We start from the raw sequence: 18,412 nt of genomic DNA, 5'->3' as shown, positions 1-18,412 counted from the left end.
GGGGGCGTCGGGCCGCACCGCCCGACGCCCCCGTTCCCGCCGGCACCGGAAAGGAGGCAGCGAGTTGATCGCGAAACCGTTTAATCGGCTGCTTCTACCCGGGCATTGTCGAGACCGAAATCTTGCATGACAAGCAACGCGCGATCAGAACCACAGCACCAAGTCTTCATCGAGACCGATATCCGAGAAATAGGGTAGGCCGGTCAACTTGAGCCGACGTCAGTCGTGCCCCGCAGCCGAATCGACTGCGGCACGACTGAAAGATACCGCTATCGCCTAGCGAGTTCACATGCCGCACTCGCGTGGTTCGGCGCCACGTCCAGACTCTGCAGTCCCGTAATGCAGAACTCCGGCTTGGGGAAAGGTCCTGCACCTAGGTTGCAGCTGTTCTCCACCTGGGGGCCGACGATATAACCGGCTCCCGCCAGGTAGGTTGTGCAATCCTCGGCGGTCGCCTGCGCGGGTAGCGCTGCGGCGAGCGGAATAGATGCCGCCGCGATGGCCACACCGATAACTGAACCTAAACGTCGCTTCATTTTTTCCTCCCCAGTCGGTCTTTAATGCCGCGCAGAAGCTAACTTGCCACTGCTTCCGCCTGCACCCTCGTTCCACGGAAGATCACTGAAACGGAGCAGTGCCCGAACCTCGCGACGGCCCGGGATGAGCACGAGACCACGCCGCTATTCCTGCCCCTGAATGCTCGTCACCATGACATACGCGGGCTCACTGACCGGCCTGGCCGGTGTCCGGCGCTGATGATCACCCAAAAACCCCAACGCCGGGGAAGGCTGCTCGCGGGACCGGCGGCCCGCTGGATCCATGCCCTGCCCCCAGCGGCGCCGCCTTCCAGCACGTGCTGCGCATAGCGAAGCCGGGCCGGGCGCCGCTGCACGCGGTGGGTGATTTCGATCAGTGCGAGCCCGCGCCGCCGGAGGGCTGTTCATCGAGGAGAATTCGGTGCGTGCCGAGCACTCTGACGTTGTCCGTTTTGGACACATCCCCCATCGTCGCGGGCTCCTCAGCGAAGCAGGCGCTGCACAACACCCTCGACCTCGCCCGGCTCGCCGACACGACCGGATACCACCGGTACTGGGTACCTGAGCACCACAGCATGCGAGGCGTAGCCTGCGCCGAACCCGCCGTGCTCGCCGGAGCCATCGCGGCCGCCACTGCACGCCTGCGCGTCGGCGCAGGCGGTGCACTGCTGCCCAACCACCCCCCGCTCCTGGTCGCCGAACGATGGGGAATGCTCACCGCCCTGCACCCCGGCCGCATCGACCTCGGCATCGGCAGAGCCTCCGGCGGCGCACCCTCCGTCGCCGAAGCACTCCGCCGACCGCACGACGCCACCACGGCTTCGGCCCACGCCGCCGCTCTCACCGAACTCCTCGACCACTTCGAGGCCGAACCGGAACCGCCGCAGGTGCGGGCCGTGCCGGCGTCGGGCAACAGACCTGACATCTGGCTGCTGGGTTCGTCCGGCGCCAGCGCACGACTCGCCGCCGAACACGGCCTGCCCTGCGCCAACGCCTACCACCTCAACCCGGACAAGGCACTGGACACCGCCCAGAGCTACCGAGCCGCGTTCCAACCCTCCGCGCACCTGCCGGAACCTACGACGCTGGTCAGCGTGGCGGTGATCTGCGCCGACACGGACACCGACGCCGAATGGCTAGCCGGTTCCACCCGCATGAAAACCCTCAGCCGACACCGCGGACACCGCATCCAACTCCCCAGCCCGGAACACGCCGCCACGGAGCTCGCCGCGCTCGACGACGCCGAACTCGGCACCTACTCCCCCGGCCTCGTCATCGGCTCACCCGACACCGTGATCCGGCAACTCCGCACCATCGCGACACGAACCGGCACCACCGAACTCATGATCACCACCCCCGTCCACGACCACGAACAACGACTCCGCTCCTACCGACTCCTCATCGAGGAGGCCGGGACCTGTCCTCGATGAGCGGCATCCTCGACCCGGCCGACGCCACCGACCGCCGGCCTGACGGAACGGCATCGCTGATCGATGTTCGCCCCGGCCGAGATCTCCGCTCGGGCGGCGAGTGACCACAACGTCCTGAAGCAGAACAACCGGTCCCGCGGCCGTCACCGGCGGGAGTTCCGATAGGAGACGGCGCGTCGCGCGTCGCCTTCGGCGGCGATGCTCTCGCTGCCGGGGACGATGTCGGTGTTGTGCGCCGTCACCGCGATCCATTCGGTTCCTCGACGTTCCACCACGAACACGATGATGCCCCAGCGAACATCGGCCTGGCCGCCGCTCGTGGAGATCTGTCCGGTGAGCCGCCATCTGGCGTGCACAACGGCCAGGCCCTCGCCCAACCGCCGCACCTTCGTCCGGCGGATGGACATGGCGGAGTCGCGGAAGAACGTGCGCAACCCGTAGTCGTGCGCACGGCGGATGTTCTCCCGGTTCTCCCACCACAGGCCGACGACGTTCACGAAATCCGCGTCGTCGGCGAACAACGCGGCGAGATCGGCGGCATTGCGCTCATTCCACGCTGCCGCGAACCGGTCCGCGATCTGCTCCGGAACGGCCACCACCGCACTCAGCCTCCCGCCGAGCCCTGATGCCGAACTGCGCCCGTCACCGGGGCTCCAGCAGAACGACGGGGATGACACGCGACGTTTTCGCCTCGTACCCGGCGAAACCGGGGTAGTCCCGCTTCTGGCGCTCCCAGATCGGATCGCGCTCCTCAGCGGGAAGGTCCCGGGCGCGCACCGCGACGGTGTCCGTACCGACCTCGATCTCGGTGTCCGGATGAGCCAGCAGGTTGTGGTACCAGTCCGGGTTCTTGTCCGCCCCCGCCGCCGAAGCGAACACGGCGTACGCATCGCCGACCTTCTGGTACATCATCGGATTCACCCGCTGCGTTGCGCTCTTCGCACCCACGTGATGCACCAGCACCATCGGCGCACCGTCGAACTGCCCACCGACACGTCCGCCGTTGGCGCGGAACTCGTTGATGATCCGGGTGTTCCAGTCGGCTATCTCTGCCACGGTTCAACTCCTTGATAGCGGTGAAGCCAGGGTGCCGGCGATCGACGCCCTGGCGCTGATCCGAGTCCCGGTCATGGCCGGACGGCTCCCCTTCGCCGCAAGACCGGGAACCGCACTGCATCCGACCACGATGCAGGATGCCGGTGCTCCTCGTCGGGTCGGCGGCGAGCCCGATCCGTCAGCGGGCTCCGGGGATCGGGTGCGTGCCGTCGGCCGCTTTGGGCACCAGCACCTCGCCCTCAAGACCGTCCGGGTCGCGGAAGAACATGCTGTAAGCCGACCCGAAATCGTTGACGGTGCCGTCGGAAGCTCCCCGCGCGATCAGTCGCTCGCGGATCGTCGCGAACGCCGCGTAGGACGACGCGTGCAACCCGAAGTGGTCCAGGCGCCCCCGATGCCACATGGGCGTCTGGCGATCGGCCTCGTCGCTGCCGGGCACGGTGAACACGTTGAGCTCGGTGTGCGGTCCGATCCGCAGCACCGTCATCGTTTCCTCCGCGTCCTGCCCGTGCGACCGGGTCGGCCCGACCTCGGCGTCGAACACCGCCTCGTAGAAGTCCCCGAGCCGCGCGGGATCGTGGGTCAAACAAGCGATGTGGTCCACTCCGCTGAGCAACACGCGCGATCATCCCCTTCATCTCGGCCCAAGCCCGCCTGGATCTCGCCTGGACGGCGAGCCCACGCCAGGGTTTCCCCAGGAGAGCATCATCCTGGTCAGGTGCGCCATGCATCCGCGTGACGGGCGAGCCACACGGGAGACCGGCTCCTGAGGACGCACAGGCCGTCGCGCCGCGACAGTCCAATATCGACTCGATCATCGCCGGACGCGATCAGGTCCGGTGAAGTCGCGATCGTCGACTCCGACCCCGCCGACAGCAGGCCGATGGCGAGACGACCGGCGTGAAAACCGCCCAGCACCTTGCCGCTCCGGCCCGGTCGGCTCGCCCATGGGCTCGACCGCGTTCCCCGGACGATCGGTCTCCGGCACACCCGGAGTGAGCCGCCCTCTTGTGGCCTGACTACAGCGTCGCCGGTTCAACTCTGGATCCTCACCCAAAGTCGGATGCTGTGCCCGTAGTCACACTCATCCGAGCGGATCGACCACAACGGAGTGAGTGAGGACGCTATGTACGACTACGTCATCGTCGGAGCGGGCTCGGCGGGGTGCGCGTTGGCCGCCCGACTGACGGAAGACCCTGCCGTCACCGTGGCTCTGGTCGAAGCCGGAGCGGCGGACACGGCCGACGAGATCCACATTCCCGCGGCGTTCAGCTCGCTGTTCAAGAGCCAGTGGGACTGGGACCTGGACACCGAGCCGGAACCGGAACTCAACGGGCGCCGGGCTTACCTCCCGCGCGGCAGAATGCTCGGCGGCTCCAGCTCGATGAACGCGATGATCTACATCCGCGGCAACCGCGCCGACTACGACCAGTGGGCGGCCGATGGAGCCACCGGCTGGAGCTACGACGAGGTCCTCCCGTACTTCAAGAAGGCCGAGAGCAACGCGCGCGGCGGGGACGAGTTCCACGGTGCCGACGGCCCCCTCAGCGTGACCGAGAGCAGGTCGATGAACCCTCTCTGCGACGCCTGGGTCGACGCGGCCGTCGAAGCCGGCTTCACGCACAACGAGGATTTCAACGGCGCCGACCAGCTCGGAGTCGGTCGCTTCCAGGTCACCCAACGCGACGGCATGCGGTGCAGCACGGCGGTCGCGTACCTGCACCCGGCCATGGAGCGGTCCAACCTGACCGTGATCACCGGGACGCTCAGCCGCAAGGTGCTCTTCGCGGGGAACCGGGCCGTCGGGGTGGAGGTCAGCCGCGACGGGCAGGTCGAGGAGTTGCACGCGGAACGGGAAGTGATCCTCAGCGCGGGCACCTACGGTTCGGCACAACTGCTGCTGCTCTCGGGTGTCGGCCCGGCCGCACAGCTCGAGGCGTTCGGGATTCCGCTGCTCGCGGACCTTCCCGTCGGCGAGCGGTTGCAGGACCACTACATGGTGATGCTGAACTACCTCACCGACCTCGAGACGCTGATGACGGCGGCGAGCCCGGAGAACGCTCAGCTGCTGCAGTCCGAGGGACGCGGGCCGCTGACGTCCAACATCGGCGAGGCGGGCGGCTTCTTCGAGACCCGCGAGGGCCTGGCCGGGCCGGACGTGCAGTTCCACTCCACGCCGTGCTTCTTCGCGGAGGAGGGGCTCGGCGCGCAGACCGCCCAGGGCCTCGCCGCCGGCCCGTGCGTGCTGAAGCCGACCAGCACCGGCACCCTCACCCTCCGCTCGCCGGAACCCGAGGCGGCGCCGCGGATCAAGCACAACTACCTGTCCACCGAACAGGACCGCGCGTCCATCCTCGCCGGGCTCCGCACCGCCCTGCGGATCGCGGAGCAAGCGCCGATGAAGGAGGTCATCACCGGCGATCACGTGGTCCCCGAGGGATCGTCCGACGAAGAGCTCCTCGCGTTCGCCCGCCGCGTCGGTCAGACCCTCTACCACCCCACCTCGAGCTGCGGCATCGGCCACGTCGTCGACAACGAGCTGAAGGTCATCGGCATCGAAGGGCTGCGCGTCGCCGACGCCTCGGTGATGCCGACCGTCGTCCGCGGCAACACCAACGCCCCCACGATCATGATCGGCGAGAAGGCGGCCGACCTCGCCAAACAGGCCGCAGGCAACTGATTTCAGCGAGAGCACCACAACAACCGACCAGGGCACGGATCAGGAGATCAGCATGACCGAAGCACCGACCTACCGGATGTTCATCGACGGCGTCTGGGTCGATGCCCCGGAGACATACGACATCACCTCGCCGGCTACCGACGAGGTCACCGCCCGTGTCGCCTTCGGCGGCGTGGAGCACGCGGACGCCGCGGTCGCCGCCGCCAAGGCCGCCCACGAAGACGGCACGTGGCGCCGCATGACACCGGAGCAGCGCGCCGACGTCCTCGACCGGATCGCCGACAGCATGGAGGACAAGGTCGACCTGCTCAACAGGCTGGCCAGCGGCGAGAACGGCGTCACCGTGCGCACCGCGGGCGCGTTCCACATCGGTCTGGGCATCGCCAACCTCCGGGTCTTCGCGTCGATGGCGCGGGGCTTCGAACCGGAGCAGCTCAACCCGATGTCCCCGGAAACCGAGGATTCCCGTTCGGTGATCCGCCGCGAACCGATCGGCGTCTGCGCCGGGATCGTGCCGTTCAACTTCCCGCTCGTGCTCGCGGGGTGGAAGCTCGGCCCCGCGTTGGCCGCGGGCAACACCTTCGTGCTCAAGTGCGACGAGAACACCCCGTTGACGCTGTTGGAACTGGCGAAGTCGGCGGAGGAGGCGGGGCTGCCGAAGGGCGTGCTCAACGTGATCACCGGCCCCGGCGAGACCGTCGGCGACCGGCTCGCGGGGCACCCGGACGTCCGGAAGATCGGCTTCACCGGTTCCACCGAGGTGGGCAAGGTCGTCCAGCGGAAGGCGGCGGACAACCTCAAGAAGGTCACGCTGGAGCTGGGCGGAAAGGGACCCAACATCCTGCTCGACGACGCCGACCTGGACCTCGCCATCGACGGGTCGATCTTCGCGTTCCTGATGTACTCCGGTCAGGTCTGCGAATCGGGCACGCGGTTGCTGGTTCCCGAGTCGCGCAAGGAGGAGATCGTCGCGCGGCTGGTCCGCCGCGTGCAGGACGTGCGCATCGGCGACCCGCTCGACATGAACACCGACATGGGGCCGGTCGCCTCCCACGACCAGAAGAAGCGCGTCGAGCGTTACGTCGAGATCGCCGCCGCGGAGGGGGCCACCGTCGCCTACCGCGGCACGCTTCCCGACGAGGCCCCGTTCCACCGCGGCGCGTGGGTACCGCCGATCATTTACACCGACGTCACCAACGACATGCGCATCGCCCGCGAGGAGGTCTTCGGGCCGGTCCTGGTGGTGATCGGGTACTCCGATGACGCGGAAGCGGTGCGCATCGCCAACGACAGCGAGTACGGCCTCTCCGCGGGCGTGTGGGGCTCCCCCGAGCGTGCTGTTCGCGTCGCCGATCAGCTCGAAGCGGGCACGGTGTGGGTCAACGACTGGCATGCCGGGTTCCCGATGAACCCGTTCGGCGGCTACAAGCAGAGCGGCATCGGTCGTGAACTCGGCCCCGACGCGCTCGCCGAGTACACGCAGGTCAAGACGATCCAGCAGGCCAAGGACAGCGACTGGTCGAAACGCGGTTACGCGCTGGTCCTCCCGCCGCCTGCGTGATCTCACCGGCGGGCGCGGTTGCCCCGGGGGCCTGGCCCCGGTCGCTAGTCGGCCGGGCCAGCAACCGCGCGGCGACGAGCAGGTTCTGGAAGTCGGCGAAGCTGCGCAGGTCGCAGCCGGTGCGTTCGGAGATCCGCTCCAAGCGGTAGTACACCGTGTTCACGTGCACGTGCAGCCGTTCGGCGGCGGCCTTCGCGTTGAGGTCGCACGCGGCGTAGAGCCGAATCGTCTCGATCAGCGCGCCCGCCTGCCTCAGGTCGTCCTCGATGAACGACCGCGTCAACGGCGTGATCAGCCGCTGCGCGGTGGGGTCGTCGAGCAACACCAGGTAGTCCAGCGGGGACAGTTCCGTCAGCGGCCGCACACCCGGCTCGCCTGCCAGGCTCTTCCTGGCCAGCACCGCCTCGCGGCGCGCGGCGGGAACACCATGGAGACCACTGTGGACGGTGCTCACCCCGACACCGAGGTGGATGCCGCGCCTGCTCAGGCTGTGGTGTGCGCGCTCGAGTCCCTTGGCGAGTTCGGTGCCCTCGTCGTGCACCGGGGTGATCCCGACGACGTGGTCCTGCCGCAGCACCGCGATCCCCTGCTGACCGGTGCCGATCGAAGTGCGCACCGCCGAGACCACTTCGCGCAGGCTCTGGTCGGCGCGGAGCGCAACGGTGGGCACGGCGACGACCACCACGATCGACGACGCGTCGGCCAACCCGGACGCCGCGGCCAGCTCCGCCTTCGGGCCGGAGGTGAGTTCCCGTGCGGCGAGCAGGTCTTCCATCAGGTCCCGGCGGAGCAGGTCGTCATCGGCCAGCTCCATCTGCTGGGCGATCATGTAGGTCTCCGCCGCCACCGAGCTGCCCACCTCGATCACGTTCATCACGTGAATCGCCAGGTCGAGCGCCGCCAGCCGGGTCTCGGCATCCACCTTGGCGGCGGCCACGATGGCTTCCCACAAGGTCTCCTGGCCGATCCGGAAACCCTGCATGAAGTCGGCCAGCGCGACCCCTTGCCGAACCCGGTGCCGGGCATGGTCGACGGAGCTGCGGAAGTCGTCGCGGCCGGCTCGTCGCCCGGCCCGCATCGTGGCCAGGACGGCGTCGAAGACCGCCCTCGTGTGGGCGCGCAGGTCCGGGCGCAGGCTCTCGTCCCGACTGGCCGGATAAGCGGGAACCTCGTCCCAGGTGCGAGCCACCGAGCGCTCGACGGTCGTATCCAGGTCCACCATCACACGATCAATGATTCGGTCGACCAGCGTGCAGCTTCCATTCGCGGCACGGTACCGCCCGATTATCGTCCGGTCACAAATCCGTGCGGTCGCGACTGTAGGTCGTCCTGGTGATTCGACAGGTGGGCGACGGGATAGTGGTAGCCGACTCGGTCCCTACTACAGGAAGCAGGCCATCATGAACCTCGCCCGCCGCCTGCTCGACACGGCGCGCACGCACGGCGACCGCAAGGCCGTCCGACTCGACGACACCGTGCTGACCTACGACCGGCTCCAGGCCGAGGCCGCCGGGGTGGCGCGATGGTTGACCTCGAACGGACTCGAGCCCGGTGACCGGGTGGGGATGATCCTGCCGAACGTGCCCGCCCATCCCGTGCACTTCTTCGGCAGCCTGCTCGCCGGCGGCGTCGTCGTGCCGATGAATCCCCTGCTCAAATCCGGGGAGATCGAGTACTACCTGGCGGACTCGGGGGCGCGGTTCCTGTTCGCAGCGCCGGAGGGGGCCGCAGAGGCACGAGCCGGAGCCGCTGCGACCGGCGCGACCGTGGTCGTCGTGGACCCCTACGGGCGGATACGACGCCGTCCGACACAACGGTGCTCGTCGAGCGGGCCTCCGACGACACCGCGGTGATCCTCTACACCTCCGGGACGACGGGGAAGCCGAAGGGCGCCGAACTGACCCACGCGAACCTCGACGGCAATGCGGCGGTGACCCGCGAGACGCTCATCGAGATCGGCCCCGACGACGTGGTGATGGGCTGCCTGCCGCTCTTCCACGTCTTCGGACTCACCTGCGGCCTGACCGCATCGGTCCAGGCAGGCTCCTGCCTGACGTTGATCCCGCGCTTCGACGGAGCGAAGGCTCTCGAGGTGATCGAGCGCGATGGCGTCACGGTCTTCGAGGGAGTGCCGACGATGTACTCCGCGATGCTGCACGCCACCGGCGACGCAGACCTCACCACCATCCGCGCCTGCATCTGCGGTGGAGCGCCGATGCCCGTCGAGCTGCTGCGCTCCTTCGAGGAGACCTTCGACTGCGTGATCCTCGAGGGCTACGGCCTGTCCGAGAGCTCCCCGGTGGCGTGCTTCAACCACCCCCGCATCGAACGCAAGCCCGGCACGATCGGCGTGCCCGTGCGGGACGTCTCGCTGCGCGTGATCGACGACGGAGGACGTGGCGTCCCGACCGGCGAGGTCGGCGAGATCGTGATCAAGGGTCCGAACGTGATGAAGGGCTACTGGGATCTTCCGGAGGCCACCGCGGAGACCATCGTCGACGGCTGGCTGCGCACCGGTGACCTCGCGGTCTGCGATGAGGACGGCTATTTCACCATCGTCGACCGCAAGAAGGACATGATCATTCGCGGTGGCTACAACGTCTACCCGCGGGAGATCGAAGAGGTCATCTACGAGCACCCGGCCGTGGCGGAGACGGCGGTGGTCGGGGTGCCGCACCCGGATCTCGGTGAAGACGTGGCCGCCGCGGTCGCGCTCAAGCCCGGTGCGACGGCGACCGCGGAGGAGATCCGCGATTTCGTGAAGGAGCGCGTCGCCCCGTACAAGTATCCGCGGCATGTCTGGATCACCGATGAGCTGCCGAAGGGACCGACCGGGAAGCTCCTGCGTCGTGCGGTCCGAACGCTGCGGTCCACGGCGCCTTCGCCCAGCCCGGCGTGAAGCGTTCGCGCCTTGCTCGAGCAGGTCAGGGCCAGGGCGAGGAAGCCGACGAAGTGCGGCCGGACGGCGATTGTTGAACAACCGCCGGGAGCTCGTTCGACGCGCCGAGCGTTAGCGCCCGGCCGGTGCCGGACTCGACGCCGATGCGGGCGATGCGCGCAACGACCTCCCGGCCGGGCAGTTGCCGCAGTTCGGCCGGGCGGATGGAACCCAGTGCAACCCCTCTCGCGAGCGGTGAGCGTCCCCTAACCTCGTCGCCATGACCGACGACGATCCGGCACCCACATCTCACCGTTGACCCCGAGCTGGGATCAGGCGAGGGGCTTCGGGTGCTCACCGGAACGACCTGACGTCGTCCATTTCGGACATGCACTCGATCGCCGCGGGCGCCACGAGGAAACCGGCGCTGCACGAACCCTTCGGCCCCCTCACCGCCGCGATCGGATACCACCGCAACGAAGGGAAGAGGAATGTCCACTCCGGACAAGCACGATCCCGCCACGCTCGGCGACGACACTTGGGCAGTGCACGGCGGGAACGCCATCGATGCCTCAGGGGCACTGCGCACTCCGCTGGTGCTGGCCAATTCCTACGCCCTTCCCGAGGACGCCTCGAAGGTGAGCTGGTCGGATCCCGACACCCTGATCTACGCCCGCAACGGGAACGTCAACCAGCACGCACTGGAGACGAAGCTCGCCGCGCTGGAAGGCGGCGAGCAGGCGCTGGTGTTCGCCAGCGGGGTCGCCGCGCTGCACGCGGTGTTCTTCACCCACCTGCGCAGCGGCGACCACGTGGTGGTCTCGGCGGTGACCTACGAGGCGGTGTGGCGGCTGTTCGCCGAACTGCTGCCGAAGCGCTACGGAATCGAGGCGACGTTCGTCGACACCGCCGACCTGGAGGCAGTGCGCGCCGCGGTACGCCCGTCCACGCGGCTGGTGCACGTGGAGACGATCGCCAACCCGACCACCGCGGTCACCGACATCGGCGCGGTGGCGGACATCGCGCACGCTGCGGGGGCGCTGCTGAGCGTGGACGGCACGTTCACCCCGCCGCCTCTGTACCGGGCGCTGGCCGACGGGGCCGACCTGGTGGTGCACTCGCTGACGAAGTTCATCAACGGCCACGGCGACGCCATGGGCGGGGCGGTGATCGGCTCCCGCGAACTCGTCTCGACGATCCGCAACGACGCGAGCGTGGACGTGGGCGGGGTCCTCGCGCCGTTCAACGCCTGGCTGATCATGCGGGGTTCCGTGACGTTGCCGCTGCGACTGCGGCAGCACCTCGCCACCGCGCAGCGGATCGCCGCAGTCCTCGACGCCGACCCGCGGACCGCGTTCGTGGCCTACCCCGGCCTGCCGGAGCATCCGCAGCACGAGCTCGCCGCACGGCAGTTCGGCGGCCGCGGCTTCGGGGCGGTGCTGGCCTTCGCGCTGGACGGCGACGCCGCGGTGCAGAACCGGTTCGTCAACGCGCTGCGCGTGATCACTTCCGCCGTCTCGCTCGGGCACGACGAATCGCTGATCGTGCACGTAGCGCCCGGTACCCGGGGCGGCGACGAGCACTACCCCGAGCCGTTCCAGCGCTACGGCCACCTGCGGCTCTCGGTCGGTCTTGAAGACCCCGACGATCTCATCGCCGACCTCCGCGCAGCACTCGACACCGCACTACCGGCCTGATTTCCCGAGGTCACTCCAGCGACAGCAGCTCGTTGGCGGCGGTGGCGTCGGTGACGAGGCCGTGGATGAGGCCGGATCGGATCGCGGCGAGCATGGCCTTGATCTTCGTGGCCCCGCCGCCCACGGCGATGACCTCGGGGACCTTCCGCAGGAGTTCCGCCGGGATGGCGATGCAGCGGTTCTCGAGCCCGCTGACCACCCCGCCCTGCGCGTTGAGCAGCGTCCCGCACACCTCGGCCTGCACGCCCTTGCCGAGCAACACTCGCCGCTCCTCCACCGGCAACGAGTCGTGCAGTTTCGAATCGGGCGGGTCCCAGCTGCCGACCCCGACCACTGCCCGGGTCACCGTCCGGTGCAGCTCGAGCGCGCGGGCGATTCCGGGCTGGCTGCGCAGTCCGTGGGCCGTCGCGGTGTCGGCGACGACGAAGGGCGCGTAGATCGGGGTCGCCGGACCGCCGCTGACCGCGGACATCTGCCGCACCAGTTCAACGGTGTTCTCCGAGACGGAACCGGCGACGCCCGTCAGCTGGACCACCGGGCAGGTCGCCAGCCTGGTGAGCGCGGCGGGAATCGAGCCGAGCGTGCGCCCCCAGGCGACGCCGAGGCAGTCGTCCTCGGTCACCACGTCGGCGAGCAGGTCGGCCGCGACCTGCCCGAGCTGCCTCCGGCGCGTCGCCGGATCGTCGGCGGTGACCACGGCGAGTGCGCGCTTGAGCCCGAAACGGCGGCGAAGCCGGTCCGAGAGCTCGGCGTCCACACCGGAGGGAAGCTCCACGGTGATGCGCACGATGCCTTCCACGTGCGCCGCTTCGAGCAGCCGCGCGACTTGAAACCGGGACAGCGCGAGTTCCTCGGCGATCTGGGATTTCGTCTGCTTCTCGAAGTAGTGCTTCGTCGCGACGAGCGCGGCCAGCATCTGCCGCTCCGGACCCACCTGTCCTCCCGACTGACCCTCCGACCGCTCATTTGAGCGGTCCATGTTGACTAATGAGCGGCGCGGATCGGAAGGTTAGCACTTCGTCGACATCGGGGTCAGACGTGCGAGGAGAGCAGTGCACGGCAACACGACAGGACCGGCCCGCCGAAGCCGGGCCAGGCGGCAGGGACGCGTCACCGCCGCCGCTCGACGTTGCCCGGCCCCTCTCCGCGAGCGCATCGCGACCCACGAGCGCCCTGCTGATCGCTGCCATTGGCCGCAGCCTGCCCCGGGAACGAAACTGACCCGCCGCCTCGGCGAGCGGGTCGATTGATTGTGTTGTGGAACCACTGGAGGCAAAGGTGCCGAACCCCATTCCCAGCCGAATGTCGGCTGTCGTCGTCCACGGCCCGGAGGACTACCGCCTAGAAGAGGTCGACGTCCCCGAACCGGCCGCGGGCGAACTGTTGATCGAAGTAGAAGCGGTCGGTGTCTGCGCCAGCGATCTGAAGTGCTACCACGGCGCGGCGAAGTTCTGGGGCGACGAGAACCGGTCCGCTTGGGCGCAAAAGGGCATCACGCCCGGGCACGAGTTCGTCGGAACCATCGTGGCCGGTGATCAGGAGGCGCTGGAGCACCACCGGGTCGAACTCGGCGACCGGATCGCCTGCGAGCAGATCGTGCCCTGCGAGGAGTGCCGCTACTGTCGCCGCGGCCAGTACTGGATGTGCGGCCCGCACGACATGTTCGGCTTCCGCAACTACAACGGCGCGATGGCCCAGTACACGCTGGTGCCGAAAAAGGCGCGGGCGCACAAGGTCTCGCACGACCTGAAGCCGGAGCACGCCGCTTACGCCGAACCGCTCTCGTGCGCGCTGCACGCGGTGGAACGCGCGGGCATCACGTTCGGCGACGTGGTGGTCGTGGCCGGCTGCGGCCCCATCGGTCTGGGTCTCATCGCCGGTGCCCGGCAGAAGAACCCGATGACGCTGGTGGCGCTCGACCTCGACGACGACAAGCTCGAACTGGGCCGCCGCTGCGGGGCCGACATCACGTTCAACCCCGCGAAGGAGGACGTGGTCGCCAAGGTCGCGGAACTGACCGAGGGCTACGGCGCCGACGTCTACCTGGAGGGCACCGGCGCCACTCCGGCGGTCGGGCAGGGATTGAACCTGCTGCGCAAGCTCGGGACCTACGTGGAGTATTCGGTCTTCGGTTCGGACGTGACGGTCGACTGGTCGATCATCTCCGACGACAAGGAGCTCAACGTTCTCGGCGCGCACCTCGGGCCGCACTGCTGGCCCGCGGCGATCAAGCTGCTGGAGCAGGGGAAGATCCCGGTCGAGGCGATCTGCACCCACCAGCTACCGCTGAGCGATTTCCAGCGAGCACTGGACCTGGTCGCCGACACCTCGGGTGCGTCGGTGAAGGTCTCGATCCTTCCCAACGCGTGAACGCAGAGGCCACCACCATGACCAATACCGCCACCGCAAGAACGCAGGACACGTTCCTGGACCGGGTCGGCATCCCGCATTCGCTGCGTTGGGGCTTCTTCGCGGTGCTGGTCTTCATGACCGGCAACGGGACCGAGACCAACTTCATCTCCCCGCACATCGAGACGGTGCTGGGCAGTCCCGCCACCACCGTCAGCACGATCATCTCGATGTACGGCGTGTCCGTGCTGGTGGGCAGCTACCTCTCGGGCGTGCTGGCCGACCTGTGGGGGCCGCGCCGCGTGATGCAGCTCGGCGCCGCCGTGTGGGTCGTGTTCGAAGTGCTGTTCCTGCTGAGCCTCGGCACCGGCAGCATGCCGCTGGTGTTCCTGACCTACTTCCTGCGCGGGTTCGGCTATCCGCTGTTCGCGTTCGCGTTCCTGGTCTGGGTCAACGTCGTCACCCCGGTGCACCGCAACGGAAAAGCCGTCGGCTGGTTCTACGTGATGTTCACCGGCGGCCTGCCCACGCTGGGCTCGCTGTACGCGCTGGGCATGATCCCGGTCTTCGGCGGCGGCACGGGCGGTGAGACCGGGGCGATGGTCGCCTCCATCGCGCTCGTGGTGATCGGGTTCCTGATCGGGCAGTTCGCGGTGCACGAGCCGCGGGGCGACAGCCGCGTCGCGCCGCCGGAGTTGTCGGCGAGCGAGGTGCTGACCGCGGGTCTGCGGCTGACCGTGCGGCGGCCGAAGATCCTGATGGGCTTCCTCGTGCGGCTGATCAACACCGCGCCCCAGTACGGCATGTTCATCATCCTGCCGACGGTGATCGCCGAAGAGCTCGGCTGGGGCCAGTCGCGCTGGCTGATCATGACGACGTTGGTCTACGCGTCCAACATCCTGCTCAACGCCGTGTTCGGCGCCATCGGGGACCGGTGGGGCTGGCGGCGCACCGTGCAGTGGTTCGGCGTCTTCGGGTCCGCGGTCGGCCTGCTCGCCTGGTGGTACGTGGCGCACCTCGTTCCCGCCGGCTCGGTGTGGGGTTTCTGGGCCGCGACCGCCGCGGGCTGCGTGTTCGGCGCACTGCTGGCCGGGTTCGTGCCGATGGGCGCGATCATGCCCGCGCTCGTCGACGAGCAGAAGGGTGCAGCGATGGCCATGTACACCACCGCGGCGGGCGGTGCTGCCTTCCTCGGCGCTGCCGTACCGGCCGTCGTCCTGGCCGTCGGCCTCGGGAACGCCGCCGTGGTGTGGGCGTTCGTCCTGCTCTACGCCGCCGCGTTCGTGATGGTCGGCTACCTGAAGGTGCCGGAGGACGAGAACCGCTCGGCCGTGGCGGCGAGCAGCTGATCACGTCCGGCTGATGGCGAGGCGGGTCCGCTCGTGGTTCTTCCGACCACGGGCGGACCTGCTTTTTGTTGGGAACTCGGAAGAAAGGCCACGACGCGGACCAGCTCGGGGTTCGCCGGAGCTCGTCGTTCCGCCGTGTCCGCTGCGGGCCTGTGACAGAACCATGACATGCGGGTCGCACGACGCGGACATCGTCGGTCGACATTGGTGGGATGGCAGAGATTTCACAACGCGCGGCATCGGCCGCCGATGAGGCCGATCGCCGCGCAAGGCTGCCGAAAGCGGCCTCGGCCTGCCTGATCGGTGTGGTCCTGACGGCTTTCGCGTTGGTGTGGACGCACCCCGGCCAGGCGTTGGACCAGGGGATCTCGCCCGAAGCGGACCGCGGCGGCTTCCTGTTCGTACTCGCGAGGGGCCTGCTCTGGTGCTCCGGTGACCCGCTCGTGCTGGGCGGCGTGCTCGCCGGTGTGGTGCTGGCGAGCGCGTTCGGTGGCCGAATTCGCGCCGCGCTCGCAGGCATCGTCGTGGTCGTGTGCTCGTTCACCGCGGCCCGGCTGCTCAAAGCGGCATTGCCCCGCCCCGAGTTCGACGTGGCCGACGCGACCTCGCACAACAGCTTCCCCAGCGGCCACGTCACCGTCGTGGCGGCGATCGTGTGCACCGTCCTGTTCGCGGTGCCCGCGCATCTGCGGTGGCGGGCCGCCGTTGCGGGCGCCGTGGTGGTCGCCGCCGTCGGCGCGGCGACGGTGCTCGTGGGCTGGCACCGGGTCAGCGACTCGGTGGGAGCGGTGCTGGTGGTGGCGGCACTGGGCTGCCTGGTCGCGTGGTCGGCGGGCCGAAGGTGGGTGTGATACTCCACGGCATGTCACGGGTGTTGCTGATCGAGGACGATTCCGCGGTGCGGCAGAGCCTCGATTTGGCGCTGACCCGGCAAGGGCACCGGGTGGACGCGGTGGAGTCCGGGGAGCTGGGACTGGACCGGGCGCGCACCGATCGTCCCGATGTCGTGGTGCTGGACCTCATGCTGCCCGGTCTCGACGGTTTTGAGGTCTGCCGCCGGATCCAGGCCACGAGCGACGTGCCGATCATCATGCTGACCGCCCGCAGCGATGACATGGACGTGGTGGCCGGGCTGGAGGCCGGCGCGGACGACTACGTGGTGAAGCCGGTGCAGGCACGGGTGCTGGAGGCGAGGATCCGCGCGGTGCTGCGGCGCGCGGTCCGGGAGCAGGCCGCGCCCGAGCGGCACCGAGACCTGACGATCGACCGGGCGGGCCTGGTGGTGACGAAGGGGGCCGCCACGGTCGGCCTGACACCGACCGAGATGCGCATGCTGTTGGTGTTGTCGGCCGCGCCCGGCCGGGTGCACAGCCGCAGGCAGCTGCTGGAATCCGTGTGGGACCAGGGTTATCTGGGCGATTCGCGGCTCGTCGACGCCTGCGTGCAGCGATTGCGCGCGAAGATCGAGGACCTCCCCGCGCAGCCGGTCTACGTGCAGACGGTGCGCGGGTTCGGCTACCGGTTCGGGCCGCTGTGAGTCGCTTCCTCGGGTTGCGCACCCGGTTGCTGCTCGCGTTCGCGTTGCTGAGCGTGATCACCACCGTGGCCGTCGCGGGCGCCTCGTACGTGCAGGCACGCAACCTGATCCTGCGCCAGGCCCAGGATTCCGCGGTGCACGAGATGACGACCCGGCTGGAGGCGGTGTTCCCGCTACCGGGCACCGCGCCGGGACGGGCCGCGCTCGACGAGATCGCCGGCGTGGTCAACGATCGGGACGGCTCCGCGGTCGCCGTCCACCGCGGTGACCACACCAACAACGGCCTGGACCCGAACGCGGTTCCCGCGGAGCTGCGCCGCGCGGTGCAAAGCGGTGAACTCGCGTGGCAGCGGGTGTCGCGCGGCGGGAGGCCGATCCTGTTCATCGGGACACCGCTGCTGCTCGTGCAGCCGGACCACACCGTCCGGCCGTCCGGGATCGAGGTCTACAAGACCCACGACCTGCTCGAAGAGCAGCGCAGCATCGAGCAGCTCACCGCGCGCGCCTGGCTGATCGGCGCGGCGGCCCTGCTGGCCGCGATCGTGGTGGCACTGCTGATCGTGCGCGGAGTGCTGCGCCCGGTCCGCGAGCTCAGCGACGCGGCGCGACGGCTGGGCGAGGGAGATCTGCGGACCAGGATGACCGTGCACGGCACCGACGAACTGGCCCGGGTGGCGCACACCTTCAACAACACGGCCGCGGAGCTGCAACAGCACGTGGCCCGGCTGCACACGATGAAAGCGGACGCCCAGCGCTTCGCCGCCGACGTGTCGCACGAGCTGCGCACCCCGCTCGCCGCGGTGACACCGGTGGCCGACATGCTCGACGAGGACGCCGATCGGCTGCCCGAGGACCTCGGCGAGGCCGCTCGGCTGGTCAGCAGGGAAACCCGCAACCTCAGCAGGCTGGTGAACGAACTGATGGAGATCAGCAGGTTCGACTCCAGCACCGCGCTGCTCGTGCTGGACGACGTCGACATGTCCGAGGTGGTGCGGGCGACGCTGCGGACACGAGGCTGGACCGACCTCGTCGACACCGACCTGCCCGCGATCACGGCGACGGTCGATCCCCGGCGAGTGGACGTCATCGTCGCGAACCTCGTCGGCAACGCGTTGCGGCACGGATCTCCTCCCGTGTCGGTGCGGTTGCGCGCGGACGCGAACCAGGTCTCCGTCGAGGTCCGCGACCACGGACCGGGCCTGGACCCCGAGGTGCTGCCCCACGTGTTCGACCGGTTCTACAAGGCCGACACCGCGCGCACTCGTTCGGAGGACAGCGGACTCGGCATGTCGATCGCGCGGGAGAACGCGACCCTGCACCGCGACGGCGACCACCGAGG

Annotated in this window: 15 protein-coding genes and 1 pseudogene; 11 read left to right on the top strand and 5 right to left on the bottom strand. The window is 69.0% G+C overall.

What is annotated here, in order from left to right; translation table 11 throughout:
- The first annotated feature begins 961 nt into the window (after window positions 1-961).
- Window positions 962-1,966 (top strand): LLM class flavin-dependent oxidoreductase, encoded by a 1,005-nt coding sequence (locus tag H2Q94_RS10770; RefSeq protein WP_243794375.1) that lies wholly within the window; start codon window positions 962-964, stop codon window positions 1,964-1,966.
- A 143-nt stretch (window positions 1,967-2,109) separates the two neighbouring features.
- Here H2Q94_RS10770 and H2Q94_RS10765 read toward each other — a convergent pair whose 3' ends face one another.
- From H2Q94_RS10765 to H2Q94_RS10755, 3 genes are all read right to left on the bottom strand, one after another.
- Entirely contained in the window at window positions 2,110-2,565 is a 456-nt protein-coding gene (locus tag H2Q94_RS10765) for an SgcJ/EcaC family oxidoreductase (RefSeq protein WP_243794373.1), read from the bottom strand.
- 43 nt (window positions 2,566-2,608) lie between these two features.
- The gene (locus H2Q94_RS10760; RefSeq protein WP_309501145.1) at window positions 2,609-3,022 is read right to left on the bottom strand and encodes a nitroreductase family deazaflavin-dependent oxidoreductase; all 414 of its coding nucleotides are present in this window, start codon (window positions 3,020-3,022) and stop codon (window positions 2,609-2,611) included.
- Between the two features lie 178 nt (window positions 3,023-3,200).
- Entirely contained in the window at window positions 3,201-3,641 is a 441-nt protein-coding gene (locus H2Q94_RS10755) for a VOC family protein (RefSeq protein WP_243794372.1), read from the bottom strand.
- Between the two features lie 507 nt (window positions 3,642-4,148).
- Here H2Q94_RS10755 and H2Q94_RS10750 point away from each other — a divergent pair.
- A complete protein-coding gene (locus H2Q94_RS10750) occupies window positions 4,149-5,702 on the top strand; it encodes a GMC family oxidoreductase N-terminal domain-containing protein (RefSeq protein ID WP_243795649.1) in 1,554 nt (517 codons plus the stop codon).
- Window positions 5,703-5,754: 52 nt separating this feature from the next.
- Complete coding sequence (locus H2Q94_RS10745; RefSeq protein WP_243794371.1) at window positions 5,755-7,263, top strand: aldehyde dehydrogenase family protein; 1,509 nt, start codon at window positions 5,755-5,757, stop codon at window positions 7,261-7,263.
- Here the strand turns inward: H2Q94_RS10745 and H2Q94_RS10740 are convergent.
- A complete protein-coding gene (locus tag H2Q94_RS10740) occupies window positions 7,187-8,485 on the bottom strand; it encodes a PucR family transcriptional regulator (protein ID WP_243794370.1) in 1,299 nt (432 codons plus the stop codon). The two genes, H2Q94_RS10745 and H2Q94_RS10740, sit on opposite strands and share 77 nt — an antisense overlap.
- A 178-nt stretch (window positions 8,486-8,663) precedes the next feature.
- Between H2Q94_RS10740 and H2Q94_RS30455 the strand changes: the two genes are divergently transcribed.
- The 3 genes from H2Q94_RS30455 to H2Q94_RS10725 all read left to right on the top strand — a co-directional run bounded on the left by H2Q94_RS30455 (window position 8,664) and on the right by H2Q94_RS10725 (window position 11,838).
- A complete protein-coding gene (locus H2Q94_RS30455) occupies window positions 8,664-9,116 on the top strand; it encodes an AMP-binding protein (RefSeq protein WP_258718680.1) in 453 nt (150 codons plus the stop codon).
- Window positions 9,080-10,162, top strand: a complete 1,083-nt coding sequence (locus H2Q94_RS30450; protein ID WP_258718679.1) for a long-chain-fatty-acid--CoA ligase — start codon at window positions 9,080-9,082, stop codon at window positions 10,160-10,162. The genes H2Q94_RS30455 and H2Q94_RS30450 overlap by 37 nt, the downstream gene beginning before the upstream one ends.
- A gap of 470 nt (window positions 10,163-10,632) precedes the next feature.
- Window positions 10,633-11,838 carry a trans-sulfuration enzyme family protein gene (locus H2Q94_RS10725; protein WP_243794369.1) on the top strand — a complete coding sequence of 402 codons (1,206 nt, stop codon included), beginning with the start codon at window positions 10,633-10,635 and terminating at the stop codon, window positions 11,836-11,838.
- Window positions 11,839-11,848: 10 nt separating this feature from the next.
- Here H2Q94_RS10725 and H2Q94_RS10720 read toward each other — a convergent pair whose 3' ends face one another.
- On the bottom strand, window positions 11,849-12,772 hold the full coding sequence (locus H2Q94_RS10720) for a sugar-binding transcriptional regulator (protein WP_243794368.1): 924 nt from the start codon (window positions 12,770-12,772) through the stop codon (window positions 11,849-11,851).
- A gap of 368 nt (window positions 12,773-13,140) precedes the next feature.
- Here H2Q94_RS10720 and H2Q94_RS10715 point away from each other — a divergent pair, with 368 nt between their 5' ends.
- The 5 genes and pseudogenes from H2Q94_RS10715 to H2Q94_RS10695 form a co-directional block, all read left to right on the top strand.
- Entirely contained in the window at window positions 13,141-14,208 is a 1,068-nt protein-coding gene (locus tag H2Q94_RS10715) for an alcohol dehydrogenase catalytic domain-containing protein (protein ID WP_309501143.1), read from the top strand.
- Window positions 14,205-15,536, top strand: coding sequence for an RbtT/DalT/CsbX family MFS transporter (locus H2Q94_RS10710; RefSeq protein ID WP_243794366.1), 1,332 nt, complete (start codon window positions 14,205-14,207; stop codon window positions 15,534-15,536). The genes H2Q94_RS10715 and H2Q94_RS10710 overlap by 4 nt, the downstream gene beginning before the upstream one ends.
- Before the next feature lie 212 nt (window positions 15,537-15,748).
- Window positions 15,749-16,387, top strand: coding sequence for a phosphatase PAP2 family protein (locus H2Q94_RS10705; RefSeq protein ID WP_243794365.1), 639 nt, complete (start codon window positions 15,749-15,751; stop codon window positions 16,385-16,387).
- 11 nt (window positions 16,388-16,398) lie between these two features.
- On the top strand, window positions 16,399-17,073 hold the full coding sequence (locus H2Q94_RS10700) for a response regulator transcription factor (protein WP_243794364.1): 675 nt from the start codon (window positions 16,399-16,401) through the stop codon (window positions 17,071-17,073).
- A 143-nt stretch (window positions 17,074-17,216) separates the two neighbouring features.
- A pseudogene (locus H2Q94_RS10695) lies at window positions 17,217-18,335 on the top strand (HAMP domain-containing protein); the annotation flags it as partial.
- Between the last annotated feature and the right edge of the window lie 77 nt (window positions 18,336-18,412).

This window comes from Saccharopolyspora gloriosae (assembly GCF_022828475.1).
In the GTDB taxonomy this organism is placed as follows: domain Bacteria; phylum Actinomycetota; class Actinomycetes; order Mycobacteriales; family Pseudonocardiaceae; genus Saccharopolyspora_C; species Saccharopolyspora_C gloriosae_A.
The sequence above is the reverse complement of the archived record's forward strand: the minus strand, read 5'-3'. Positions and strand labels throughout refer to the sequence as shown.

Excerpts from the sequence above, each read along its gene's own strand:
- H2Q94_RS10750 (WP_243795649.1), top strand. The coding sequence starts at position 4,149 with ATGTACGACTACGTCATCGTCGGAGCGGGCTCGGCGGGGTGCGCGTTG.
- H2Q94_RS10745 (WP_243794371.1), top strand. The coding sequence starts at position 5,755 with ATGACCGAAGCACCGACCTACCGGATGTTCATCGACGGCGTCTGGGTC.
- H2Q94_RS10740 (WP_243794370.1), bottom strand. The coding sequence starts at position 8,485 with ATGGTGGACCTGGATACGACCGTCGAGCGCTCGGTGGCTCGCACCTGG.
- H2Q94_RS30455 (WP_258718680.1), top strand. The coding sequence starts at position 8,664 with ATGAACCTCGCCCGCCGCCTGCTCGACACGGCGCGCACGCACGGCGAC.
- H2Q94_RS10725 (WP_243794369.1), top strand. The coding sequence starts at position 10,633 with ATGTCCACTCCGGACAAGCACGATCCCGCCACGCTCGGCGACGACACT.
- H2Q94_RS10715 (WP_309501143.1), top strand. The coding sequence starts at position 13,141 with ATGTCGGCTGTCGTCGTCCACGGCCCGGAGGACTACCGCCTAGAAGAG.
- H2Q94_RS10705 (WP_243794365.1), top strand. The coding sequence starts at position 15,749 with ATGGCAGAGATTTCACAACGCGCGGCATCGGCCGCCGATGAGGCCGAT.
- H2Q94_RS10700 (WP_243794364.1), top strand. The coding sequence starts at position 16,399 with ATGTCACGGGTGTTGCTGATCGAGGACGATTCCGCGGTGCGGCAGAGC.